Origin of the sequence: Oryzihumus leptocrescens (assembly GCF_006716205.1) — a bacterium.
In the GTDB taxonomy this organism is placed as follows: domain Bacteria; phylum Actinomycetota; class Actinomycetes; order Actinomycetales; family Dermatophilaceae; genus Oryzihumus; species Oryzihumus leptocrescens.
In genome coordinates, this window is sequence record NZ_VFOQ01000002.1 from 330,659 (window position 1) to 354,254 (window position 23,596).

General features: G+C 73.1%; 25 protein-coding genes, 2 tRNA genes, 1 other RNA gene and 1 pseudogene. 21 read left to right on the plus strand and 8 right to left on the minus strand.

Annotation, left to right across the window (positions count from 1 at the left end; translation table 11 throughout):
* Positions 1-9: 9 nt before the first annotated feature.
* Complete coding sequence (upp, locus tag FB474_RS18675) at positions 10-648, minus strand: uracil phosphoribosyltransferase (protein WP_141790355.1); 639 nt, start codon at positions 646-648, stop codon at positions 10-12.
* 64 nt (positions 649-712) lie between these two features.
* Between upp and FB474_RS18680 the strand changes: the two genes are divergently transcribed.
* From FB474_RS18680 to FB474_RS21380, 6 genes are all read left to right on the plus strand, one after another.
* Positions 713-1,147, plus strand: coding sequence for a nucleoside deaminase (locus tag FB474_RS18680; protein ID WP_141790509.1), 435 nt, complete (start codon positions 713-715; stop codon positions 1,145-1,147).
* Positions 1,148-1,160: 13 nt separating this feature from the next.
* Positions 1,161-1,250: transfer RNA gene (locus FB474_RS18685), tRNA-Ser, on the plus strand.
* Between the two features lie 266 nt (positions 1,251-1,516).
* The gene (locus FB474_RS18690; RefSeq protein ID WP_141790356.1) at positions 1,517-1,900 is read left to right on the plus strand and encodes a hypothetical protein; all 384 of its coding nucleotides are present in this window, start codon (positions 1,517-1,519) and stop codon (positions 1,898-1,900) included.
* A 122-nt stretch (positions 1,901-2,022) separates the two neighbouring features.
* Entirely contained in the window at positions 2,023-2,496 is a 474-nt protein-coding gene (locus FB474_RS18695; RefSeq protein ID WP_141790357.1) for a GyrI-like domain-containing protein, read from the plus strand.
* Between the two features lie 46 nt (positions 2,497-2,542).
* A complete protein-coding gene (locus FB474_RS18700; protein ID WP_141790358.1) occupies positions 2,543-3,577 on the plus strand; it encodes a DNA polymerase IV in 1,035 nt (344 codons plus the stop codon).
* A 147-nt stretch (positions 3,578-3,724) separates the two neighbouring features.
* Positions 3,725-3,856, plus strand: coding sequence for a hypothetical protein (locus FB474_RS21380; RefSeq protein WP_281286372.1), 132 nt, complete (start codon positions 3,725-3,727; stop codon positions 3,854-3,856).
* 51 nt (positions 3,857-3,907) lie between these two features.
* On the opposite strand, the gene FB474_RS18705 is transcribed toward FB474_RS21380, so the two are convergent.
* Positions 3,908-4,789: a universal stress protein gene (locus FB474_RS18705; protein ID WP_141790359.1), complete on the minus strand. Its 882-nt coding sequence runs from the start codon at positions 4,787-4,789 to the stop codon at positions 3,908-3,910.
* Between the two features lie 164 nt (positions 4,790-4,953).
* Between FB474_RS18705 and FB474_RS18710 the strand changes: the two genes are divergently transcribed.
* The 3 genes from FB474_RS18710 (at position 4,954) to FB474_RS18720 (ending at position 7,210) form a co-directional block, all read left to right on the plus strand.
* On the plus strand, positions 4,954-5,898 hold the full coding sequence (locus tag FB474_RS18710; RefSeq protein ID WP_141790360.1) for an endonuclease/exonuclease/phosphatase family protein: 945 nt from the start codon (positions 4,954-4,956) through the stop codon (positions 5,896-5,898).
* 145 nt (positions 5,899-6,043) lie between these two features.
* The gene (locus tag FB474_RS18715; protein ID WP_141790361.1) at positions 6,044-6,412 is read left to right on the plus strand and encodes an SPW repeat domain-containing protein; all 369 of its coding nucleotides are present in this window, start codon (positions 6,044-6,046) and stop codon (positions 6,410-6,412) included.
* A gap of 207 nt (positions 6,413-6,619) precedes the next feature.
* Positions 6,620-7,210, plus strand: a complete 591-nt coding sequence (locus tag FB474_RS18720) for a TetR/AcrR family transcriptional regulator (protein WP_221632678.1) — start codon at positions 6,620-6,622, stop codon at positions 7,208-7,210.
* Positions 7,211-7,228: 18 nt separating this feature from the next.
* Here FB474_RS18720 and FB474_RS18725 read toward each other — a convergent pair whose 3' ends face one another.
* Both FB474_RS18725 and FB474_RS18730 read right to left on the minus strand, forming a co-directional pair.
* Entirely contained in the window at positions 7,229-7,750 is a 522-nt protein-coding gene (locus FB474_RS18725; protein WP_185746266.1) for a LytR C-terminal domain-containing protein, read from the minus strand.
* Positions 7,751-7,822: 72 nt separating this feature from the next.
* Complete coding sequence (locus tag FB474_RS18730; protein ID WP_141790364.1) at positions 7,823-8,119, minus strand: type II toxin-antitoxin system VapB family antitoxin; 297 nt, start codon at positions 8,117-8,119, stop codon at positions 7,823-7,825.
* Positions 8,120-8,168: 49 nt separating this feature from the next.
* On the opposite strand from FB474_RS18730, the gene FB474_RS18735 reads away from it, so the two are divergent.
* Positions 8,169-9,740, plus strand: coding sequence for a helicase HerA-like domain-containing protein (locus tag FB474_RS18735; protein ID WP_141790365.1), 1,572 nt, complete (start codon positions 8,169-8,171; stop codon positions 9,738-9,740).
* A 64-nt stretch (positions 9,741-9,804) separates the two neighbouring features.
* On the opposite strand, the gene FB474_RS18740 is transcribed toward FB474_RS18735, so the two are convergent.
* Entirely contained in the window at positions 9,805-10,140 is a 336-nt protein-coding gene (locus FB474_RS18740; RefSeq protein ID WP_141790366.1) for an HNH endonuclease signature motif containing protein, read from the minus strand.
* Positions 10,141-10,150: 10 nt separating this feature from the next.
* Positions 10,151-11,158: pseudogene (locus FB474_RS21570) on the minus strand (DUF222 domain-containing protein); the annotation flags it as partial.
* Between the two features lie 203 nt (positions 11,159-11,361).
* Between FB474_RS21570 and FB474_RS18750 the strand changes: the two are divergent.
* Genes FB474_RS18750 through FB474_RS18790 form a run of 9 tightly spaced genes read left to right on the plus strand, consistent with a single transcriptional unit; the run spans position 11,362 to position 22,237 of the window.
* A complete protein-coding gene (locus FB474_RS18750) occupies positions 11,362-13,164 on the plus strand; it encodes a glycoside hydrolase family 3 protein (protein WP_141790367.1) in 1,803 nt (600 codons plus the stop codon).
* Positions 13,165-13,194: 30 nt separating this feature from the next.
* Positions 13,195-14,538, plus strand: coding sequence for an exo-beta-N-acetylmuramidase NamZ family protein (locus tag FB474_RS18755; protein WP_141790368.1), 1,344 nt, complete (start codon positions 13,195-13,197; stop codon positions 14,536-14,538).
* 7 nt (positions 14,539-14,545) lie between these two features.
* Positions 14,546-16,312: a serine hydrolase domain-containing protein gene (locus tag FB474_RS18760; protein WP_246092613.1), complete on the plus strand. Its 1,767-nt coding sequence runs from the start codon at positions 14,546-14,548 to the stop codon at positions 16,310-16,312.
* Positions 16,313-16,328: 16 nt separating this feature from the next.
* Complete coding sequence (locus FB474_RS18765) at positions 16,329-17,231, plus strand: MurR/RpiR family transcriptional regulator (RefSeq protein ID WP_141790369.1); 903 nt, start codon at positions 16,329-16,331, stop codon at positions 17,229-17,231.
* 41 nt (positions 17,232-17,272) lie between these two features.
* A complete protein-coding gene (locus FB474_RS18770) occupies positions 17,273-18,238 on the plus strand; it encodes an N-acetylmuramic acid 6-phosphate etherase (protein WP_246092614.1) in 966 nt (321 codons plus the stop codon).
* Positions 18,229-19,506 carry an extracellular solute-binding protein gene (locus tag FB474_RS18775; protein WP_246092615.1) on the plus strand — a complete coding sequence of 426 codons (1,278 nt, stop codon included), beginning with the start codon at positions 18,229-18,231 and terminating at the stop codon, positions 19,504-19,506. The genes FB474_RS18770 and FB474_RS18775 overlap by 10 nt, the downstream gene beginning before the upstream one ends.
* Positions 19,507-19,516: 10 nt before the next feature.
* Positions 19,517-20,416, plus strand: coding sequence for a carbohydrate ABC transporter permease (locus FB474_RS18780; RefSeq protein WP_141790370.1), 900 nt, complete (start codon positions 19,517-19,519; stop codon positions 20,414-20,416).
* The gene (locus tag FB474_RS18785) at positions 20,413-21,312 is read left to right on the plus strand and encodes a carbohydrate ABC transporter permease (protein ID WP_141790371.1); all 900 of its coding nucleotides are present in this window, start codon (positions 20,413-20,415) and stop codon (positions 21,310-21,312) included. Before FB474_RS18780 ends, FB474_RS18785 begins: the two co-directional genes overlap by 4 nt.
* Before the next feature lie 4 nt (positions 21,313-21,316).
* Positions 21,317-22,237 (plus strand): N-acetylglucosamine kinase, encoded by a 921-nt coding sequence (locus FB474_RS18790; protein ID WP_141790372.1) that lies wholly within the window; start codon positions 21,317-21,319, stop codon positions 22,235-22,237.
* A gap of 11 nt (positions 22,238-22,248) precedes the next feature.
* Here FB474_RS18790 and FB474_RS18795 read toward each other — a convergent pair whose 3' ends face one another.
* Complete coding sequence (locus tag FB474_RS18795; RefSeq protein ID WP_141790373.1) at positions 22,249-22,683, minus strand: universal stress protein; 435 nt, start codon at positions 22,681-22,683, stop codon at positions 22,249-22,251.
* A gap of 164 nt (positions 22,684-22,847) precedes the next feature.
* Here FB474_RS18795 and FB474_RS18800 point away from each other — a divergent pair, with 164 nt between their 5' ends.
* Positions 22,848-23,171, plus strand: coding sequence for a hypothetical protein (locus FB474_RS18800; protein ID WP_141790374.1), 324 nt, complete (start codon positions 22,848-22,850; stop codon positions 23,169-23,171).
* Positions 23,172-23,284: 113 nt separating this feature from the next.
* Here the strand turns inward: FB474_RS18800 and FB474_RS18805 are convergent.
* Positions 23,285-23,372 (minus strand) — tRNA-Ser (locus FB474_RS18805).
* 113 nt (positions 23,373-23,485) lie between these two features.
* On the opposite strand from FB474_RS18805, the gene ffs reads away from it, so the two are divergent.
* Positions 23,486-23,582: signal recognition particle sRNA small type (gene ffs, locus FB474_RS18810), an RNA gene on the plus strand.
* Positions 23,583-23,596: the final 14 nt, after the last annotated feature.

The window sequence follows — 23,596 nt, forward strand, 5'->3', positions numbered from 1 at the left end:
AGGGCCGGCTCAGACGACGCCGTAGAGGCGGTCGCCGGCGTCGCCGAGGCCGGGGACGATGTAGCCGTGCTCGTTGAGCCGCTCGTCCATGGCGCCGGTGACGATGGTGACCGGCACCTTGAGGTCCGCGATCTGCTCCTCGAGCCTGGCCGTGCCCTCCGGGGCGGCCAGCAGGGTGATCGCGGTGATGTCGTCGGCGCCGAGGTCCACGAGGTAGCGGATCGCCGCGGCGAGCGTGCCGCCGGTGGCCAGCATCGGGTCCAGGACGTAGCACTGGCGGCCGGAGAGGTCATCGGGGAGGCGGTTGGCGTAGGTCGTCGCCTCGAGCGTCTCCTCGTTGCGGACCATGCCGAGGAAGCCCACCTCGGCGGTCGGGAGCAGGCGGACCATGCCGTCGAGCATGCCCAGCCCGGCGCGCAGGATCGGCACGACCAGCGGCTTGGGGGAGGCCAGCTTGATGCCGCGGGTGGGCGCGACCGGGGTCACGATGTCGACCGGCTCGACGCGCACGTCGCGGGTGGCCTCGTAGGCCAGCAGCGTCACGAGCTCGTCCGCGAGCCGACGGAAGGTCGGGCTGTCGGTGTCCTTGTCGCGCAGGGCCGTGAGCTTGTGGGCGATGAGCGGGTGGTCGGCAACGTGGACGCGCATGGGCGAAACTTACCGTGTGAGTCTCCGAGGCGGTCCAGTGCACGACCCCGCGTATGCCGCGTGGATGGGGGAGGCGCTCGCGGTCGCCACGGGGGCGCTGGCCTCCGGTGACGTGCCCGTGGGTGCCGTCGTCGTCTCGCCCACCGGTGAGGTGATCGGCCGGGGGTGCAACCTGCGCGAGGCCCAGGGCGACCCGACCGCCCACGCCGAGGTGGTCGCCATGCGGGAGGCCGCGGCCAAGCTCGGCACCTGGCGGCTGGAGGACTGCACGCTGGTCGTCACGCTGGAGCCGTGCCCGATGTGTGCGGGGGCGCTGATGCTGGCGCGGGTGGCCCGGCTCGTGCTCGGCGCGTGGGACCCCAAGGCGGGGGCGTGCGGGTCGGTGTGGGACCTGGTCCGCGACCGCAGGGCCACCCACCGCGTCGAGGTCATCGGCGGGGTGCGGGAGGCCGAGTGCTCGCAGCTGCTGCTCGATTTCTTTGCCGGGCACCGTCTCTAGTAGCCTTCCGCGCGGTGGCGTGTCCGAGCGGCCTAAGGAGAACGCCTCGAAAGCGTTTGTGGGCGGAAGTCCACCGAGGGTTCAAATCCCTCCGCCACCGCCAAACGACGAGGACCCCGACGCAGTCGGGGTCCTCGTCGTTTATGGGAGACGCGGGATTTGGGAGGAGGAGCGGAGCGACGACGGCTCCCTCCGCCCTGCCCCGCGGCATAGGGCTCCGGGTGAAGGGTTGACCACGTCAGGGTGTGGTCAACCCTTCGCGCTGGACCGACGCAGGACCACCGGGTCGAATCCGGCCGAGGTCCGGGCCGTCCGGGTATCGCGGTGCGACGATGACAGCTCGACCGCCGGTCCGAAGGGGGTGGTGCGTTGTCGCGCGTCCAGGCCGTTGCGTTGCTGTCAGGGTGGCTGCTGCTCGCCGCGTGCTCCGCAGGCTCGGACGAGAGCTGTGCCCTTCCGCGGCCGGTCCTCTCCTCCAGCCACGCCGCTCCCGGTGAGCAGGTCACGGTCACCATCAACCTCTCCGTCGCCTGTCTCGACACCAACCACCCCGGGCCTTCCGTGCCACCGCGGACGTGGCGCGGCGTCACGATCGACCTGGTGGAGGGCGGGAGGCAGACCCGGCTGGCCACGGTCGACAGCGACCCGCGCGGGAAGGTGTCGGCCGTGGTCACCGTGCCGACCGACGCTGCGCCGGGTCGAGCCGCCATCCGCGTGGACTTCGCCGAGGAGGCCGCCCTGACCATCGACTGAGCGCTCCAGCCCCGGCTCACCTGCGTGATGCTGCTGTGCACGGGGCCCCGCCGTGTGGCAGCCGCTCGCGCGGGGGACCTTCGGGGGTGGCGGCTGCCCGCCGAGACCGGTTGGGTGGGCGCATGGGGTACGAGATCGACCTGGTGCATCTGCCCGCCCAGCCGGCCGCCGTGGTCCGGGCGCGCGTCGGGCACGACGGGATCGGGGACTTCCTCGGCCAGGCCTTCGGCGAGGTGATGAGCAGCGTGGGCGAGCAGGGGCTGCGCCCGACCGGGCCGCCGTTCGGCCGCTACCGGCCGACGGAGGACGGCGGCTGGGACGTCGAGGCCGGCTTCCCCGTCTCCGCCGAGCCCACGGAGACCGGCCGCGTGCAAGCGGCAACCCTGCCCGCCGGGTCGGCCGCCCACACGACCCACGTCGGGGACTACGGCAACCTCGGCGCGGCATACCGGGCCGTCGCGGACTGGATCGTCGCCAAGGGCATGGCACCCAGCGGCGACCCGTGGGAGTGCTACCTCGACGAGCCGGGCGTGACCAACCCGCGCACCGAGGTCTACTTCCCCTGCGTCCCGCGCGCACTCGCGCCGCAGGACTGAGCCCGTTCGGGCCGCGCCCGCCGGTGGCGCGGGCCACAATCGCGGCATGGAGCCGGTGCCGCGGTGGGTGCTGCACGTCGACCTCGACCAGTTCATCGCTGCGGTCGAGGTGCTGCGCCGACCCGACCTGCGCGGCCGCCCGGTCGTCGTCGGCGGCGACGGGGACCCGGGCAAGCGCGGGGTGGTGAGCACCGCCTCCTACGAGGCCCGCGCCTTCGGTGTGCACTCCGGTATGCCGCTCCGCACCGCCGCGCGCCGGTGCCCCGACGCCGTCTTCCTCCCGGTCGACCGGGAGGTCTACGAGGCGGCGTCCACCACGGTGATGGACACCCTGCGCACGTTCGACGCCGTCGTCGAGGTGCTCGGCTGGGACGAGGCGTTCCTCGGGGTGCGCACCGACGACCCGGAGGCGCTGGCGCGTGAGGTGCAGCGGCGGGTGCGCGAGGCGACCGGGCTGGACTGCAGCGTCGGCATCGGGCAGAACCTGCTCCAGGCCAAGCTCGCCACCGGGTTCGGCAAGCCGGCGGGGGTCTTTCGGATCACCCACGACTCCTGGTTCGGGCTGCTCGGGGACCGGCCCACGGACGTGCTGTGGGGCATCGGCGCCAAGACCGCGAAACGCCTGGCCGGTCTCGGCATCACCACGGTCGCGGAGCTCGCGGAGACCGACCCCGAGGCGCTCGCCGCGCAGGTGGGGCCGAAGACCGGACCGTGGCTGGTCAACCTGGGCCGGGGCCTGAGCCGGGCCCGGGTGACCGGCACACCGTGGGTGGCCCGGTCCCGCAGCCGGGAGGTGACGTTCCAGGTGAACGTGGACGACTGGGCCGAGGTGCAGGCGCAGGTGGCTCGGGTCGCGCGCCAGGTCGCTCAGGACGTGGCGGCCGAGCAGCGGCCGGTGGACCGGGTCACCGTCAAGGTGCGCTACGCGCCGTTCACCACGCACACGCACGGGCACCCCCTGCCGGGCCCGACGCTGGACGCGACGGTGATCGAGGACGGCGCCGCCGCCGCGCTGGCGATGTTCACCGACCACCGACCGGTGCGGCTGGTGGGCGTGCGGGCCGAGTTCGCCGGCGGCTGACCGGGAGCGCACGGTATGCCGGGTCGACACCTGGGTGGGGCGGGCCCAACACCCAGGGTCGGTGGTCGACATGACCGGCCGGGCCGCAGGCTGGGTCGCACCAGCCCGGGCCAGCGCCCGGGGCCCACCCGCCGGAAGGGGGTCGCCATGACCGTCCACCTGCGTGCCCTCGCCGCCTCGACCGCTGCGGCGGCCATGGGCCTCACGCTCGGCCTGGTCGTCCGCGACTGGCCGGGCTTCATCGACTGGGTCATCACCCGGCGCCCCGTGGCGGGGTGAAGGGTTCTCCACATCCCGCTGTGGTGAACCCTTCGCCCTGGCCCGAGGCGCTCAGCGGTTGCGCACGATGGCGACCGGGCAGCCGGCGTGGTGAAGCGCCCCCTGGCTGACCGAGCCGAGCATCAGTCCCCGGAACCCGCCCCGGCCGCGGCTGCCCACCACCAGCAGGTCGGCGCCGGCGGACTCCTCGGCCAGCAGCTCGACCGGGTGGCCGCGGACGATGTGGACGGCCAGGTCGACGTCGGGGTACTTCTCCCGCCAGCCGGCCAGCGACTCGGCCACGACGACCTCCTCGTCGGAGCGGATCTGCTCCCAGTCCCCGGCCCAGGGCGACTCGGCCAGGACGCCCTCGACGTACTCCCACCACCATGCGTGCACGACGGTGAGCCCGGAGTTGGTCATCGACGCATGGTTGAACGCGTAGGCGATGGCGGCGTTGGACAGCTCCGACCCGTCCACGCCGACCACCACCCGGCCGGCCCCCGCCCCGTCCTGGCTGGCGTGCTCCCGGGTCACCACGACCGGGCAGGCCGCGTGCATGGCGACCTGCTGGGACACCGACCCGAGCACGGCGGATCTTCCGGCGCCGCGCCCGCGGGCGCCGACGACGATGGTGTCGGCGACCTCCGAGGCCTCGACCAGCAGCGCCGCCGCGGACCCGTAGGGCGCCTGTGCCGTGACCCGGACGTCGGGCTCGGCCAGGCGGGCCCGGCTGATCGAGCCCTGGGCGACGGCGTCCCCCTCGGCGCGCCGCTCGTCCGGGTCGCCGGGACCGGGCGTGCCGTGCTCGTGGTCGGGCATCACGTGGATGAGGTGCAGCGGCAGGTTGCGTCTCGCCGCCTCGGCGGCGCCCCACGCGATCGCGTCGTGGCTGTGCGGGGAGCCGTCGACCCCCACCACGATGCTGTCGCGCGGCACGGACTCCAGACCCATCACGCCTCCCCGGGCTCGCCCCGCGACGGCTCGCGGTCTGCCGCCACGGTCGCCCGGCGCCCCCGGGGCGGCCAGAGTCGTTGGTCCCCGGCGCGCTGCCACCGCGTGACGGCCCTCCCGGGTGAGGATGTGCCCCCGGCTTCTGGCGCCGGGGGAGCGGAGTGGTGGTGCGCAAGGTCCTGGCCGTCGCGGCAGTCGCGGTGCTCGTCGTCCCCACCGCCGTCCGCTTCCTCGGGGACCATGCGGTCCCCGCCCTGGTCGCGGCCGCCTCCTTCACCCCGTATGCCGTGCCACCCCTCGCGGTGGCCCTCGCCCTCCTGCTGCGGCGGCAGGCGTGGCGGGCGTCCGCGGCCATCGCCTCGGTGCTGGCGCTCAACCTGGCCTGGCTGGTGCCCCTGTGGGTGCCGGACCGGGCCCCGGCTTCGGGCGCGACCCCCCTGACGGTGATGACGGCCAACCTGCGGCTGGGTGAGGCCAGCCCGGCCGCCCTGGTCGCGGCCGTCCGCGCCCACCGGGTCGACGTCCTCGCCCTGGAGGAGCTGACCCCGCAAGCGCTCTCGGCCCTGCACCGGGCCGGGCTGGACCGCGAGCTGGGCCACCGGACGGTGCGGGCGGTGCCGGGCGCGGACGGTGCGGGCCTGTGGAGTCGGACCCCGGTCGCGGCGGTGACCTGGTCGCACACCTGGAGCCGCACCCCCACCGCCACGATCGAGCTGCGGGGCCGCCCCGTCGTCGTCGGCGTCCTGCACCCCGCGGCCGTGGTCCTGGACGGTGGCCGGCTCTACCGGGACGACTACGCGGCCACCACCGACTACACCGCCGGGCTCGACGACGCGACGCCCACCCTGCTGCTCGGCGACCTCAACGCCTCGGCGGACAACAGTGAGCTGCGCGAGCTCATGGGGACCCGCTTCCGGGACGCCCCCGAGCTGGCCGGCAGCGGCCTGCTGCGCACGTTCAGCCCCTCGCCCCGGCTGCCGGCGCTGCTGCACCTCGACCACGTGCTCGTCGACGACGCGTTCGGCGTCACGGACACCACCGTGGTCGACCTGCCGGGCAGCGACCACCGGGCCCTCGTGGCCCGGCTGGGACTGGCGCCGAGGGGCTGACCCGGGCACCCGGCATACCTTGGTGAAACTGCAGGTCAGAACCCTTTTGTGGCCGTTGACCGACCGGTCAGGCAGGCGCACCATGGAGGTGTCCGGTCCGCCTCGGAACGACGGGCCATCAGTCACAGGAAGGTGGTTGGTCCGCATGAGGAAGTGGACCCATCCACAGGACTTCGTCGCGCTGGTCGCGGGCGTCTACGCGGCCCTGTCCCCGATCTGGACGTCGACCACGACCAAGGCGAGCTGGACCATGGTCGTCCTCGGAGTCCTCACGGCCGCGGTGGCGATCGCCTCCCTGGCCCGTCCCGACATGATGTCCTCCGAAGGCGCCCTGGCGGTGCTCGGTATCGCGTTCATCGTGGCGCCCTGGGTGATGAGCTACAGCGGCTCGAGCACCCGAGCCCTCGCCTGGACGTCGTGGATCGTCGGGATCGTCACCCTCGCCGTCGGCGCCCGTGACCTGCAGATGACCCGCTCCGCCCACCGTGGCGGCGGGGTGGCTGCGGCGCACTAGCGAGGAACCATGGTGCGGGCTCGCACGGACGGCACCGGGCGGGCCCGTCACCGCGCCCGGAAAGCAGGGACGCGCGCGGGTGACGGGCCCCCGACTGCCGAGACCTCGGTCCCCGAGGCATCGGTCTCCAAGGAGCCGGCCTCCAAGGCACCGGGGACCGAGGCATCGGCCCTCGAGGCGTCGGTCTCCAGACCATCGGCCCCAGAGGTGCCGGGCACGGGTGCGCCTGACGCCCGGACCCGCATCCTCGACGCGGCCGAGGAGCTGTTCGCCGGCGACGGCTTCGACGCCACCCCCACCTCGCGCATCGCCGAACGGGCCGGGGTGGCCAAGGCGCTGCTCTTCTACTACTTCCCGCGCAAGGACGGCCTGCTCGAGGCGCTGATCGCCGAGCGGCTGCCCGAGCCGCCCCTGTGCCGGGTCGGCTCGGTGGCCCGGCGCGGGGACCTGAAGGGCTCGCTGGTGCGGTTGGCCCGGGCGCTGGACCTCGGCGGCCGGAAGTCCCGGGTGCTGCGGGCGGTCCTGTTCCGCGACCTGGGCTCCCACCCCTCCGTCCTGGCGCACCGGTTCCGGCTGCGCACGGCGCTGGTCGAGCTGACCGAGCAGGTGCTCGATGCCGCCAGCCCGTTCACCCTCGACCGGCTGCGGCGGCGGCAGGCGGCCGACACCTACGTCTCGCTCATGCTCGTCGAGGCCGACCACCGCCGGTTCGCAGGTGTGCTGCCCGACCTCGCCGCGGCGGCCAGCATCGTGTCCCGTGCCCTGGCCGGGCCGGCGGCCGGCCTCAGCCTGGCGTGACGCCCTGTGCCGGTCGGCTCAGCAGCCGGCCGTGGCGGTCGCGGCCGCCGTGTTCGACAGGCCGGTGAACTTCGCGCCGATCACCAGGTCGACGGAGGAGTCCGGCCGCCCGTCCCGGTGCAGCGTGGCCCCGCGGACCAGGCTGGAAGCGACCCGTGCCGCCTCGGCCCCGCTCGGGCCGTACCTGACCACCGCGGTGCCGGCGACGACCTGGTGGAGCGGGTCGTTGCTCACCGTGGCCACGAGGTAGCCCAGGTCCCGCAGCCGGGACGCGGTCTCTCCGGCCAGGCCCTTGTGGCTGGTCGTGTTGTAGACGTTGACCGTGACGTCCGCGGGCGTCAGCGTGCTCGACGGGGTGGCCGGGCATGCCGGCGCAGCCGCAGGCTTCGCCGGGTGGTCGCCGACCCAGCCCTCGAACCACGCCCCGGCACAGGCGAACGCCCCCACCAGGAGCAGGGCCACCACGGTCAGGGTGATCGCGGCGCGCCGGCGGCCGCGGCGCCGGGGCAGAGCGACGTCGGCCTCGTCGAGGTCCGTCACGCCCACCTCCCCAGGGTCGGGTGCTACCCCGCGATCATGTCGCGCCCGCGCCGGGTGTCAAGCACCGACGCCTCAGTCGAGGACGAGCACCCGCGCGTGCAGCGCGGGCCGCTGGTGCAGGGCCGCGCGCAGGGCCCGGTGCAGGCCGTCCTCGAGGTAGAGCGTGTCCTGCCACTGCACCACGTGGGCGAACAGGTCGCCGTAGAACGTGGAGTCCTCGGCCAGCAGCAGGCCGAGGTCGAGAACCTTCTTGGTGGTCACGAGCTCGTCGAGGCGCACCATCCGCGGCGCGACGTCGGACCAGTCCTTCGCGGACTGCTTCCCGTGCTCGGGGTAGGGGCGGCCGTCGCCGACGGATTTGAAGATCACCGCGTCAGTTTAGGCAGAGCCACAGGTCGGCCGCCGTTACAGTCGAAGCGTGAGCGCAGCCACGCCGGCCGAGGGCCAGCTCGAGACGATCCGCTCCGGCTACGCCTTCACCGGCGCGGCCCTCGACCTCGGTGCCGCCGTCACCGATGGCACCGCCCATCCGGAGGTCCCGGTGCGCATCCCGCTCGGCGTCCTCAACCGGCACGGCCTGGTCGCGGGCGCGACCGGCACGGGCAAGACCAAGACGCTCCAGCTCATGGCCGAGCAGCTCTCCGCCCAGGGGGTGCCGGTCTTCCTCGCCGACATCAAGGGCGACCTCTCCGGTATGGCGAGTGCCGGGGTCGCGAACGACAAGGTCACCGCCCGTGCGGGTGAGGTGGGGCAGCAGTGGGTGGGCTCGGCGTACCCGGTGGAGTTCCTCTCCCTGGGAGGGCAGGGGCGTGGGGTGCCGGTGCGGGCGACCGTGACCTCGTTCGGGCCGACCCTGCTGGCCAAGGTGCTCGGGCTCAACGACACCCAGGAGTCGAGCCTGGGTCTGGTGTTCCACTTCGCGGACAAGAACGGGCTGCCGCTGCTGGACATCAAGGACCTGCGCGCGGTGATCAGCTACCTCACCTCAGACGAGGGCAAGGCCGACCTCAAGGAGCTCGGCGGGCTGTCGGCGGCGACCGCGGGGGTGATCCTGCGCGACCTCATCGCCTTCTCCGACCAGGGTGCCGAGGTGTTCTTCGGCGAGCCCGAGCTCGACACCGCGGACCTGATGCGGGTGGCGGCCGACGGTCGCGGGATGGTCACCTGCCTGGAGCTGCCCTCGCTGCAGGACCGACCCGCGCTGTTCTCCACGTTCCTCATGTGGATGCTCGCCGACCTGTTCCACGACCTGCCCGAGGTCGGCGACCCGGACAAGCCCAAGCTGGTGTTCTTCTTCGACGAGGCGCACCTGCTGTTCGAGGGGGCCAGCAAGGCGTTCCTCGCCGCGATCGAGCAGACGGTGCGGCTGATCCGGTCCAAGGGCGTCGGGGTGTTCTTCGTGACCCAGACGCCGAAGGACGTCCCGCCGGGCGTCCTGGCCCAGCTGGGCAACCGGGTGCAGCACGCGCTGCGCGCGTTCACGCCTGACGACGCCAAGGCGCTCAAGGCGACGGTGTCAACGTTCCCGCACAGCGGCTACGACCTGGAGGAGCTGCTCACCCAGCTGGGCACGGGCGAGGCCGTGGTCACGGTGCTGTCCGAGCGTGGCGCCCCGACGCCGGTGGCGTGGACCCGGATGCGTGCCCCGCAGTCGCTCATGGCGCCGTCGGCGGACGACGTGGTGCAGCAGACGATCGCCGCCTCACCGCTGCAGGCGCGGTATGCCGTGGCCCTCGACCGAGAGTCGGCCTACGAGAAGCTCCAGGCCCGGCTGGCAGCGGCGCCCACGCCGGAGCAGGAGCCGGCGCCGTCGGTGCCCGCACCCTCGGCTCCCGCGCCTGCCCCCCGACGGGCGGAGAAGCCGCAGGAGTCCGTGGTGGAGCAGGTCGTGGAGTCCTCGATGTTCAAGTCGGTCCTGCGGTCGGCCGGCACGGTGATCGGCCGGGAGATCACCCGGAGCCTGTTCGGCACCGCCCGGCGCCGCCGCTGAGGGCTGATGAGGCCGGGCATGCCGCTGACCCGGCCCGCTTTGGGCCGGGTGCGGGGCGGGGGCCTCAGGTGTGCCAGGTGACCCCGGTCGCGGCCACGGTCGCGGTCCAGCCGCGCTGGTGGACGATCGTGTGGTGCCGCCCGCACAACAGGGCCGCGTTGGACACGTCGGTGGCCCCGCCGTTGGCCCAGTGGATGACGTGGTGACCGTCGCACCACCACGGCGGGGCGTGACAGCCCGGGATGGTGCAGCCGCCGTCGCGTAACCACAGGTGCTTCAGCTGGGCCGGGGTGAACAGGCGCCTCGTCCGGCCCAGGTCCAGGACCTCGCCCTGGGTGCCGAGGACGACCGGCGTCGCAGGCGATCCTCCGCACCGTCTCCGGCCCCAGCAGCGTGCCATTGCCCAGCGCGCTGCCGTTGCCCAGCACCGTCCCGGACCCGCAGGCGTCCTTGAGGTCCTGGAAGTCCATGGTCACGAAGACCTGCGCCTTGGTCTGCACCGACACCTCACCCCCGGCGGCCGTGGACCGGCGGCAGGCCTCGACCAGGGCGTCCCCCCGGCGCTGGTCGCTGCTCCTGAGGTCGCTGACCCCGTCGACGGGGTTCGGCGCGGACAACGGCCCGATCGCCGCCTCCAACACGCTCGCCCCCTCGGGGTCGAGGCGCAGCTGGTACTCCACCATCCCGTCATCGGCCCGCCCCGCCGACAACGACACCCCGTGCTTGAGCCGGTCCTGCCGGACCTGGAACTCCTGATCCCGCCCGTGGGCGGCGATGATCCACTCCCGCAAACCCCGCACCCCCCGCGGGCCCGCCTCCTCGGCAACCTGAAGGAACCCGTCCCACACCGTGGGCAGCGCCGCCGGCGTCAACCGCGGGCCGAGCTTGTGCATCTCGGTCAGCGCGACCGCCGCGCAGCGCACCCCGACCCGGCCGGCCAGCACGCACGACCGCAGCCGCTGCACGGACCCGTGGTCCAGCACGTGCGCCGCCCCCGCCCCCACCGGCTTCCCGATGCACGCCTGCGCGACCTTGAACAGGTCACCCGCCCCACCGGCCCGGTAGGACGGCGCCCACTCCAACACCCACCCCGCCGACGTTGAACAGGTCGAGGAGGCCACCTCGCCGCGTTCCAGGCCCTCGCCGAGCACCGTGACCTGGGCCGCGTCCACCAACCGCCGCAACACATCCAGCCGACCCATCGCCGGCCCGAGATCCGCGCCCTGGCACTGGTGCGCCACCTCGGCCGGCCCGGTCAACGCCTCCGCCGCCGCATCCACCACCGCGAACCGGTCCGCGAACGACACCGCCGCCCCACCCGACCCCGCCCCACCCGACCGCGCCGCAGGCACGCCACCAGCCCCGCTGGCCGCGGCCCCCTGACGGCGATCCCCCTGATGCATGGTTCGAACATACATTCGACCACTGACAGGCCTCAGCCGTCATCAATGGCCGGAGGTTGAAGGACGCCTGGGGCGGCCGCGGCGTACCGAGGGGTCGCGGGGAGGTGAGGTAAAGGGTTGGTCAGGGCTGCCCGCCGACCGTTGACCCCGATTCTGTGACGTGAGTAACTTCCGCAGCGAACCCACGATTCGTGAATCGTTGACATCCCGGAGGCGTCATGCCGCAGTCCTTCCCGTCCCGACGGCTTGTCTCCGCGGCGCTTGCCGGCGGTCTCGGCCTCGCCCTCGCGGCCACTTCCGTGGCTCCCGCCCAGGCCCATGAGGAGCACGGTCCCCGCGGCCCGCTGCAGCAGGCCTTGAGCCGGATGTCTTTGGAGGAGAAGGTCGGTCAGCTCTTCGTCCAGAACGTCTACGGCTCCGACGCGACCACGCCCGACAGCCGCAACATCCCGCTCTACGGCGTGGCCAGCCCGGCCGAGGTCGTGAAGAAGTACCACCTCGGCGGCGTCATCTACTTCGCGTGGACCGACAGCGTGAAGGACCCGCAGCAGATCACCGGCCTGTCCAACGGGCTCCAGCAGGCGGCGCGGGAGAGCGGCGCCCACATCCCGCTGCTCATCGGCACCGACCAGGAGCAGGGTGTGGTCACCCGGATCGGGCCGCCGGCCACGCAGTTCCCGGGGTCCATGGCCCTCGGCGCCGGGCGCTCCACCGACGACGCGCGCACCGCCGCCGCGATCACCGGCCAGGAGCTCAAGGCCATGGGCATCACCACCGACTACGCCCCCGACGCCGACGTCAACGTCAACCCGCTCAACCCGGTGATCGGCACGCGCTCGTTCTCCTCGCACACCGACCTCGTCTCGCAGATGGTCACCGCCCAGGTGAAGGGCTACCAGGAGGACGGGCGGATCTCGGCCACGGCCAAGCACTTCCCCGGCCACGGTGACACCGCCACCGACAGCCACACCGGACTGCCGGTCATCACCCACACCCGCCAGCAGTGGGAGACGATCGACGCCCCGCCGTTCCAGGCCGCGATCAAGGCCGGGGTCGACGAGATCATGACCGCGCACCTGCTCGTGCCGGCGCTGGACCCCTCGGGTGACCCGGCGACGCTGAGCAAGCCGATCCTCACCGGCATCCTGCGCGACGAGCTCCACTACCAGGGCGTCATCACGACGGACTCCCTTGCGATGCAAGGGGTTCGCGACAAGTACGGCGACGCCGAGGTGGCGGTGCGCGCGATCCTCGCCGGCGCCGACCAGCTGCTGATGGCCCCGGCGATGGACGACGCCTACAACGCGGTCCTGGGTGCGGTGCGCTCCGGCCGGATCAGCCACAAGCGGCTCGACGAGAGCGTCCGCCGGATCCTCACGCTGAAGTGGAAGCGCGGCGTCATCACCCACTCGTGGACCGACCCCGCCAAGGTCTCCGGCGTCGTCGGCACGCCCGCGCACCTCGCGGCCGCCGACGCCGTCACCGACCGCACCGGCACACTGGTCGCCAACGACGACAAGACCCTGCCGTATGCAGCGGGCGGCAAGAAGGTGCTCGTCACCGGCTACGGGGTGGGCACGACGCAGACGCTGGCCGCCGGGCTCACCCGGCGCGGCGCCACGACCCAGACCGTCCAGACCGGCAGCGCGCCCAGCGACGCGGCCATCGCCTCCGCGGTGGCTGCGGCAGCCGACAAGGACGCCGTCGTCGTCACCACGATGAAGGCCTGGGACACCACGGTCACCGACCCCAAGGCCGGTCAGCAGCGGCTCGTCCAGCAGCTGCTCGCCACCGGCAAGCCGGTCATCGTCGTCGCGGTCCGCGACCCCTACGACATCGCCTACCTGCCGGGCGTGAAGACCTACCTGGCGACCTACTCCTACAGCCCGGTGGCGATCGAGTCCGCGGTGCGGCTCATCACCGGCGAGGTCGCGCCGAGCGGCACGCTCCCCGTCGACATCCCGGCCAAGGGTGACCCGCAGTCGGTCCTCTACCCCTTCGGCCACGGCCTCACCTACTGACGACCCACCGACCACGAGGACGTCTCCACCATGAGCGAGATCAACCGCCGCCGGCTGCTCGGCGCCGCCGGGCTCGGCCTGGCCGCACTGCCCCTGTCCGCCGCCGCGGCGCGTGCCGCAGGTGACACCCACGGCGACCCCCGCAGCGACGAGCGCGGCGACCACGGCCGCACCGGCCTCGGTCCGGGCACCGTGACCACCGGTGCGGAGCGCCAGGCCCGCGACGGCTGGTCCGAGCTGCGCGGCCAGCGGGTCGGCATCATCACCAACCCGACCGGGATCCTGCGCGACCGCCGCAGCATCGTCGACGAGATGGTCGGCTCCGGCGCCGTCAACGTGGTGGCGGTGTTCGGCCCGGAGCACGGCTTCCGCGGCACCGCCCAGGCCGGCTCGAGCGAGGGCACGAGCACCGACCCGCGCACCGGGGTCACCGTCTACGACGCCTACGGCGCCTCCGCCGAAAAGCTCGCCGGGATGTTCCGCACGGCCCGGGTCGAGACCGTGGTCTTCGACATCCAGGACGTCGGCGCGCGCTTCTACACCTACATCTGGACCATGTACACGGCCATGCGCGCCGCCGTCGCGACCGGCGCACGCTTCGTCGTCCTCGACCGGCCCAACCCGGTCGGCGGCACCGCCCGCGGTCCGATGATGACGAAGCCGTGGGAGAGCGGGGTCGGCCTCAAGGAGATCGTCCAGGCGCACGGCATGACCGTCGGCGAGCTCGCCCGCTTCTTCGGCGGTGAGTTCCTCGAGGCGGATGCTGGGGGTCGCCTCGCGGAGCTCACCGTCGTCGCCGTCCGCGGCTGGCGTCGGGACGTGCCGTATGCCGGCACCGGGCTGCCGTGGGTCATGCCCAGCCCCAACATGCCCACGCCCGACACCGCCCTGGTCTATCCGGGCATGGGCATGTTCGAGGGCACCCTGCTGTCCGAGGGGCGCGGCACGACCCGCCCGTTCGAGCTCATCGGGGCGCCGTGGGTCGACTACCGCTGGGCCGAGCGGCTCAGTGCGATGGACCTGCCCGGCACCGCCTTCCGCGAGGCCTACTTCACCCCGACCTTCAACAAGTTCGTCAACACCGTCTGCGGCGGGGTGCAGGTCGAGGTCACCGACCCGCGCCGGTTCGACCCGCTGCGGGTCGGCGTCGAGATGCTCGTCGCGGCCAGGGCCCTCTACCCCCAGTTCGGGTGGCGCTACGACAGCTACGACCCGGCCCGGCCCTACTGGATCGACAAGGTCACCGGCTCGACCCGCCTGCGCGACATGGTCAGCGCGGGCGCCACCGCCGACGACGTGACCGGGGCCTGGGCGCAGGAGCTCAGCGCGTTCGAGCGCGCCCGCAGGCCCTACCTGCTCTACCCCGGGGCGTGAGCCGGCGATGGCCCCACGACGCACCCTCGGCGCCGGCCTGCTCGCCCTCGTGGTTGGCTGCTCGCTGATGGCCAGCACCCCCGCGACCGCCTCCACCGCCGCGAGCGCGCACGCCCACGACGACGCCCGCCGCAGCGGCCGGTTCGACGCGCCCTTCACGGGCTTCGCGCCCGCCGGCACGGTGTTGCGGCAGCGCACCCCGGAGCAGCTCGGCATGGACCGCGCACCCCTCGACGCCAGCTTCGCCCGGATCCGGGGCTGGGAGGAGCCGAGCCGCTCCACCCACCCGCTGTATGCCGGGGCGGTCGCCCTCGTGGGCCACGACGGGGCCGTCGTGCGCACCGAGGCGAGCGGCTGGGCGCTGCGCTACGCCGACGCGCAGGGCACCGAGCTGCCGCGCGACCAGTGGCAGCCGATGCGCGAGGACACCCTCTTCGACCTGGCCTCGGTGTCCAAGCTGTTCACCTCGATCATGGTGATGCAGCAGGTCGAGCGCGGCGCGATCGACCTCGACGCCCCGGTCGCGACCTACCTGCCGGCGTTCGCCGCCAACGGCAAGGACGCCATCACGGTGCGCCAGCTGCTGACGCACACCTCGGGCCTGCCGGCCTGGCTGCCGCTGTGGAGCGCCCGCCCCGACAAGGCCTCCCGGATCCAGATGGTGATGGACGCCAAGCCCTCGCACGCCCCCGGCACGACCTACCTCTACTCCGACCTCAACCTCATCACGCTGGGCGTCCTCGTCGAGCGGCAGGCCGGCCAGGGCCTGGACCAGGTCCTGCGGGAGCGGGTCACCGGACCGCTGGGCATGACCGACACCGGCTACAACCCCACGGACCGCGCGCGTGCCGCGGCCACCGAGTTCGAGGCCAGCCCGCCGCGCGGGATGGTGCAGGGCGAGGTCCACGACGAGAACGCCTGGTCCCTCGGCGGCGTCGCCGGCCACGCCGGGGTGTTCTCCACCGCGCACGACCTGGCCGTCCTCGCCCAGGCGCTGCTCAACGGCGGCACCTACCGCGGCCACCGCGTCCTGAGCAAGGACAGCGTGCGCCAGATGATCACCAACATGAACCAGGCCTTCCCCGGTGACTCGCACGGCCTGGGCTTCGAGCTCGACCAGCGCTGGTACATGTCCGGCCTGTCCAGCCCGACCACCGCCGGTCACACCGGCTTCACCGGCACGTCGATCGTCATCGACTTCATGTCGCGCTCGTTCGCGATCCTGCTGACCAACCGGGTCCACCCGAGCCGCAGCTGGGGCAGCAACAACCCGGCGCGCCGGGAGATCGCGCAGGGCCTGGCGCTCTCGCTGGGCGTCGAGCCCCGGCACGGGCGGACCGAGTGGTGGAGCGGCACGGCCGACGCCACGACGGCGACGCTGACCACGCCCGTCCTGGCCGGCGCCGACCCCTCCCGGCTGTCCTTCGACCTCTTCGTCGACACCGAGGAGAGCGACCCGCTGACCCTGGAGTCCAGCACCGACGGTGGGCAGACGTGGACGCCGCTGCCGTTCACCGTGCGGGACCGCGGTGAGGTCCGCAGCACCGACGGCACGGTCGCCACCAGCGGCACCCGACGGTGGGTGCAGGCGGCCGCCGAGGTGCCGGCCGGACCGGTCCAGGTGCGGTGGCGCTACGCCACCGATGCCCTGTATGCCGGTCGCGGGGTCTTCGTCGACGGCGTCCGGGTCGTGGGCGACCGGGGGGTGCTGCTGGACTCCGAGCGCCGGCCCGATGCCCTTGTTGCGCAAGGCTGGTCCGTGGTGAGCCGGTAGGTCGTAGGGTCGAGTCGTGACCTCCACTTCGGACCCCCAGCCCGTGACCTCCCCGACCGGGGGGACGTCGCTGCTGGTGCGCCTGCGCGCCGTGCGGCCGACCCTGTCCCCCGCGGAGGACCGTGTCGCCGAACGGGTCCTGGCAGACGCCCGTGCCGCTGCCGCGCTGACGATCAGCGAGCTCGCGGCCGCCGCCGAGACGTCGGAGACCACCGTCCTGCGGTTCTGCAAGCGGCTGGGGCTGCCCGGCTACCCGCAGCTGCGCCTGGCCCTGGCCGAGGAGTCGGCCCAGCCGCGCACCGTCGCGGCGCCCAAGAGCGACATCAGCGCCGAGGACTCCGTCGACGACGTCATCCGCAAGATCGCCTTCGCCGACGCCAGCGCGGTGGAGGAGACCGCCGACCAGCTCGACCGCGCGACCCTCACCGAGGCCGCCCGGTGCATCGCCGCGGCCCGCCGGGTGGACGTGTGCGGCTCGGGGGCCAGCGCGGTCGTGGCCGCCGACCTCCAGCAGAAGCTGCACCGCATCGGCGTGGTGACGTTCGCCTGGAGCGACCCGCACATCGCCCTGACCAGTGCGGCCCTGCTGCAGGAGGGCGACGTCGCGGTGGGCGTCTCGCACAGCGGCACGACCCGGGAGACCCTGGAGGCCCTGGAGCTGGCCAAGTCCCGCGGCGCGACGACCGTGGCCATCACCAACTTCCCGTACTCCCCGCTGGCCCGGGCCGCCGACCTGGTCCTGACCACCGCGGCCCGCGAGACCTCCCTGCGCTCGGGCGCCACCGCCAGCCGGATCGCCGCGCTGACCGTCGTGGACTGCCTCTACATCGCCGTGGCGCAGCGGAACCTGCCCGACGCGTTGCAGGCCGTGCGGTCCACCCGCAGCGCCGTCTCGGGACACCATCTCGAAAGTCATTGACATCGTTGACGCGCCATTGGTGAGAAAGTAACCTCCGGGGCGTGATCAACGACGCGGTGCCCGGAGCTCCCGAGGTCTCGGTGACGGCTCCGACCGAGGAGCGTCACCCGGGCACGCACGCGATCGACGCGATGAGCACGCTGGAGCTGCTGCGCACGATCAACGCCGAGGACGCCCGCGTCGCCCCGGCCGTGGCGGACGTCCTGCCCGAGCTGGCCCGCGCCGTCGACGGCACCGTCGCCCGGCTCCGCTCCGGGGGCTCGGTGCACTACTTCGGCGCCGGGACCTCCGGCCGCCTGGCCGTCCTCGACGCCGCCGAGCTGCTGCCCACGTTCAACGCCCCCGAGGGCCTGTTCGTCGCCCACCACGCCGGCGGCCCGGACGCCCTCATCCGTGCGGTGGAGAACGTCGAGGACGACGCCGCGCTCGGCGTCCGCGAGGCGGCCGCGCTGAGCCCCGGCGACGTCGCCGTCGGGGTGACCGCCTCCGGCCGCACCCCGTTCGTCGGGGGAGCGCTCGAGGCGGCCCGCGCCCGCGGCGCGCTCACCGTGCTGGTGACCGCCAACCCCCACGCCGAGCTGGCCGGGCTGGCCGACCACCTGCTGGCCCCCGACACCGGCCCCGAGGTCATCACCGGCTCCACCCGTCTCAAGGCCGGCACCGCACAGAAGCTGGTGCTCAACAGCTTCTCGACGGCCGTCATGGTCCGCCTCGGCCGCACCTGGTCCAACCTCATGGTCGACGTCGTCGCGACCAACGCCAAGCTCCGCGGTCGGGTGGTCCGCATCCTGTGCGAGGCCAGCGGCGCCGACGAGGCCTCCGCCCGGTCCGCCCTCGTGGCGGCCGACGGCGAGCTCAAGCCCGCGCTCGTGAGCCTGCTGGCCGGCATACCGGTCGACGGGGCACGCGAGGCGATCGAGACACACCACGGGTCGGTTGCCGCAGCCTTGCGGGCCGTCCAGCACACTGCGCAGGCACACGAACAGGAGACAGGGCAATGGCAATGACGAACCGACGTGGCTGGGCCGCGGTCGCGATGGTTGCGGGCGCGCTGGCGCTCTCGGCGTGCGCGCCCTCGAGCTCCTCGACCAGCGGCTCGGGCTCCGGCGGCGACACCACGATCTCGGTGTGGTCCTGGCGGACCGAGGACGTCGCGGCGTACAACGACATCTTCGCCGTCTACGAGAAGTCCCACCCCGGGGTGAAGGTCGACTTCAAGGCGTTCAAGAACACCGAGTACAACCAGATCCTCACCACCGGCCTGGCCGGCTCCAGCGGCCCCGACGTCGCGCAGGTCCGCTCCTACGGCCAGCTCCAGCCGACCGTCGCCGCCGGCAGCCTCGTGCCGCTGGACGGCAAGGTCGACCTGTCCGGCTGGGACGCCAACGTCGTCAAGAGCGCCCAGGGCAAGGACGGCAAGACGTATGCCGTGCCGCTGGCCAAGCAGACGCTGCAGATGTTCTACAACCAGGACCTCTTCACCAAGGCCGGCGTGAAGCCGCCGACCACCTGGGCCGAGTTCGTCGACCTGAACAAGAAGCTCAAGGCCTCCGGCGTGACGCCGATGGCGGTCGGTGCCAAGGACTCCTGGACCCTGCCAATCGTGCACGAGGTCGTCGGCGCCTCGACCTTCGGCGGCGCGAGCTTCGAGAAGGCCGTGATGTCGGGGCAGAAGACCTTCGCCGACCCGGCGTGGGTGGCCTCGGTCAAGGCGATCAGCGACCTCAAGCCCTACCTGCCGGACAGCGCAGTCGGTGTGGCCTACACCGACGCCCAGGTCCTGTTCAGCTCCGGCAAGGCCGCGATGTTCCCCGGTGGCTCCTTCGAGCTCGGCTTCTTCCAGAAGCAGAACCCGGGCCTGAAGCTGGGCGTCTTCCAGGTGCCCGGCCCGGCCGAGTCGACCCCGAGCACGCCCGGCTACGCCGACGGCTCGTTCGGCGTCTCGGCGAAGTCGGACGCCCAGAAGGCCAGCCTCGACCTGGTCAAGTGGATGTCCACCAAGGAGTTCGGCCAGCTCGTCGCCGACAAGGTCAAGCAGCTCTCCGCCGTCCCCGGCGTGACCTACAACGACCCGCTGCTCAAGCAGATGGCCGACGCCTACGCCAAGAACCCCTCGCCGTACCTGCTGCTGACCGACTTCCGCTACGGGACCCCCACCGGTACCGACCTGCTCGGCACCGGCGTCCAGGAGCTGCTGCTCGGCAAGAAGGACGCCACCGGGGTCAGCAAGGACCTGCAGACCGGCGTCTCCCAGTGGTTCAAGCCCCAGGCCTGAGAGTGAGCGCATGACCCGCCGCAGCGGCCTGTTCTTCGTCGCCCCCGCGCTGATCCTCTTCGGGATCTTCGTGCTCTACCCGATGGCGTCCGCCCTCAGCTACGCGTTCTTCTCGTGGCAGGGCACGGCGCGCGGGGGCTTCGCGGGACTGGACAACTTCCACGCGCTCTTCACGCAGGAGCCGTTCAGGAGCCAGCTGCCGCGGGCCTTCGGCCACAACCTGGCGTTCTTCGCCGGGACGATGGTCGTGCAGAACACCCTCGGGCTGGGCATCGCCGTCCTGCTGCACCGCCGGCCCCGGACCCGGCGGGCGCTGCAGACGCTCTACGCGATGCCCTACCTGGTCAGCCCGATCGTCATCGGCTACCTGTGGACGCTGCTGCTGTCGCCGACGTTCGGACCGGTCAACGCCCTGCTCCGGCAGGTCGGCCTGGGCAGCCTCGCGGTGCCGTGGCTCGGTGACCCCGACACCGCGCTGTGGGTGGTCATCCTGGTCAGCGCCTGGCAGTGGGTCGGCTTCCCCGTCCTGCTCTACGGCGCGGCCCTGGGCGGCGTGCCCGAGGAGCTGTCCGAGGCCGCGCGGGTCGACGGCGCCAGCCACTGGCAGACGTTCCGCTCGATCGTCTTCCCGCTGCTCGTCCCGGCGATCGGCACGGTCAGCGTGCTGACCTTCATCTTCGCGATGGAGGCGTTCGCGCTGCCCTACGCCCTGGGCGGGTCGACCGGAAACCCTGCCGGCGCAACGGACTTCATGTCGCTGCTGTTCTACCGCACCGCCTTCGAGAACGGCTCGACCAACGCGATCGGGGTGTCCTCGGCGATGGCCACGCTGCTGTTCCTCGTCATCTTCGGCGGTGCCGTCATCGCGACGCGGGTGCTGCGTCGCACCGAGGAGCGGATCGCCGGATGACCACCACCCTCGCTCCCAGCACCGACCGCGCGAGCCGGCCCACCGGCATACCGGGCCCGTCGCCGCGCGGGCGCAAGCCGCGCCCGGTGGGTGGCCTGGTGGGAAGTGTCGCGCTGTGGGCCTACGCCGCCGGCGCGCTGGTGCCGCTGGTGCTGATGGTGCTCAACTCCTTCCGCACCACCGCCGACCTCTACAACAAGCCGCTGTCGATGCCGTGGCCGCCGTCGGTCGACAGCTACAAGGTCGCCTGGACCGAGGGGCACTTCGGTGACTACTTCCTCAACTCGCTGCTCGTCACGGTCGGTGCGGTGGCGCTGTCCACCGCGGTCTCGACGATGGCCGCCTACGCCCTGGCCCGGACCCGTTCGCGGATCTTCTCGGTGCTGGAGTCGGTGTTCGTCAGCGGGCTGATGCTGCCGATCCACCTGGCGATCCTGCCGGTCTTCTACCTGCTCGACGGCATGCGCCTGGTCGACTCCCGCCTCGGGCTGATGCTGGTCTACGCCGCGGCCGGCGTACCGTTCTCGGTCTTCGTGCTCACCACGTTCTTCCGCCAGCTGCCGCCGGAGCTGGAGGAGGCCGCGACCATCGACGGCGCGAACACGTGGCAGACGTTCGTGCGGATCATGGTGCCGCTGGTCAGGCCGGCGGTCGCGACGGTCGTCGTCTTCCGCTTCGTGCCGATCTGGAACGACTTCCTCTTCCCGCTGGTGCTGCTGCGCTCCCGGGAGAAGTACACCGTGCCGGTCGGCCTCACCAGCTTCTTCGGCGAGTACTCCACCAACTGGTCGGCGCTGTTCGCCGGGCTCGTCATCGCGACCGTGCCGCTGATCCTGCTCTTCCTCGTCGCCACCAAGCAGATCGTCGCCGGGCTCACCGCCGGCATGAGCAAGTAGCCCCGTGACCGTCGTCCTCGGCGTCGACGTCGGCGGCTCCGGCATGCGCGTCGCCTGGGCCAACGGATCTGCCCGCGGCGCAACGGTGCTCGCCGACGGGGCCCACATCGGCGAGGGCGGCATCGACGTGCCCGCGCTGCTGCCCGTCCTGTCCTCGTATGCCGCGCAGCTCACCTGCCCGCCGGACGTGGTGGTCTGGTCCATGCGGGGCCTGACCACGCTGGCGGACCCCGCCGAGGTGCTCAAGCACGTCGCGTCGGCGGTCGCCGCCCGGCGGGTGGTCGTCACCAGCGACGCGGTCGCCAGCCTCGTCGGGGCGCTGGGGGAGGTCCGGCCCGGCGCGGTCCTGGCGGCCGGGACCGGCGCGGTCATGCTCGCCACCGACTTCGACGGGGTGTGGCACCGCGGCGACGGCTGGGGCCACGTGCTGGGCGACCGGGGGTCCGGTGCGTGGATCGGCCTGCAGGGGCTGCGGGCCGCGCTGCGCCACCGCGACGGCCTCGACGACGGCTCGGCCGACCTGCTCGAGACGGTCTCCGACCTGTGGGGCGACCCCTACACCTGGCCGCGGGCGGTGATGACCGGCCGCAGCGCGCCGGCCGAGCTCGCGGCGCTGGCCCCCGCGGTCGGCGCCCTGGCGCCCACCGACCCGGCGGCGGCGGCGATCTGCCGCGAGGCCGGCCACGAGCTGGCCCGCACGCTGGCGGCGGGCGCCGCGGCGGTGCGCGGGGCGACCCCGTGCGCCGTCGGTGGGCTGCTGCAGCTGCCGGCGGTCCGCGCGGCCTTCGACGACGCGGTCGGCCTGCTCGGGCTGGACCTGGCGCCGGCGCTCGGCACCGCGCTGGACGGCGCGCTCGCCCTGGGTCGGCACGTCGGTGAGGGGCGCGCGCTCGCCGCGCACCCGCCATACCTGCTGCTGTCCTGACCGCGGCCGGGTCAGCGGCGGGGGACCACCACGACCGGGCAGTGGGCGTGGTGGACGCACTGCTGGCTGACGGACCCGAGCAGGGTGCCGGCGAACGTCCCGTGGCCACGGCTGCCGACGACGAGCAGGTCCGCGTCGCGGGCCGCGTCCAGCAGCGCCTCGGCGGCGTGGCCGCGCACCACCTGGCGCACCACGGGCACGCCCTCGGACTCGCGCGCCACCTGCTCCAGGGCGACGTCCTGCTGCTTGCGGGCGTCGCCCTCGAGGTCGACGTCGGTGTACATCGGCACGTAGCCGTAGGCCGCGGACACCTCCCACGCCGTCACGGCGTGCAGCTCGGCACCCATCCGGCGGGCCTGTTGGAGGGCCCAGCGCAGCGCGAGCTGGCCGTTCTCGGAAGCGTCGACGCCGACCACGACGACGGGGGTGTGCTGGGTCTGGCTCATGCCTGAAGCATCCGTGGGCGCGGCGCGTGCCGGACAGGGACTTGCGGCCCGCGGGGAGGACCGTGGGACCCCCCGTGCTCACCCGATTGGCGGAACCCGTGCGGCGCGAACCCCTGCACAGTGGACGCCGGTGTGCCGGCAGGGGAGACGAGGGAGCGTGGGGCATGGGTCTGGTCCTGGCGGGGGAGCTGCACCACGACCCGGCGCTGGACACGGGGCAGCTCTGGTATGCCGTGCCGGCACTGGTGCTGCTCGTCGTCGTCACGGTGTGGGCCTGGCGGCGGGGGCGTGGCCTGTGGGCGGCGCTGGCCGTCGTGGCGGCCTCGGGGGTGTGGCTGCTGGCCGACCCCGTGCACGAGCCGAGCCTGTGGACGTTCATGGAGTCCCACGCGGTGACCCCGGGCGACCTGCTCGTGCTGCCGGCCCTCGTGGTTGCCGGCGTGGTGCTGCGCCGTGGCCTGCGGGACGCGGAAACGGCGCGTCGCTGAGGCAGAGGACGGGGGAGCCGTCGGCTCCGCTGCGCTCCGCCTCCTCCCAAATCCCGAAGGCCCCGCCAGACGAGAGAGCCCCCCGTCGCGATGCTCCGGGGGGCTCTCTCGTCTGGCGGAGGATGGGGGATTTGAACCCCCGAGGGTTTTATCCCAACACGATTTCCAATCGTGCGCACTAGGCCGCTATGCGAATCCTCCGCGGAGGAGGTTACCCGACACCGGGGCCAGTTCCCCAATCGGCCCCGGCGGTCCCGGGCAGCCCCGTCGCGTGGCCGATTTCGGCGCCGCCGGACCCCTGCTCTAGAGTGGGCGCAGACCCCCCGTGTGGTGGTACCTCACTGAACTCCCCCAGGGCCGGAAGGCAGCAAGGGCAGGTGAGCTCTTCCAGGTGCGCGGGGGGTCCTTTCATGCCCGTGGAGGGG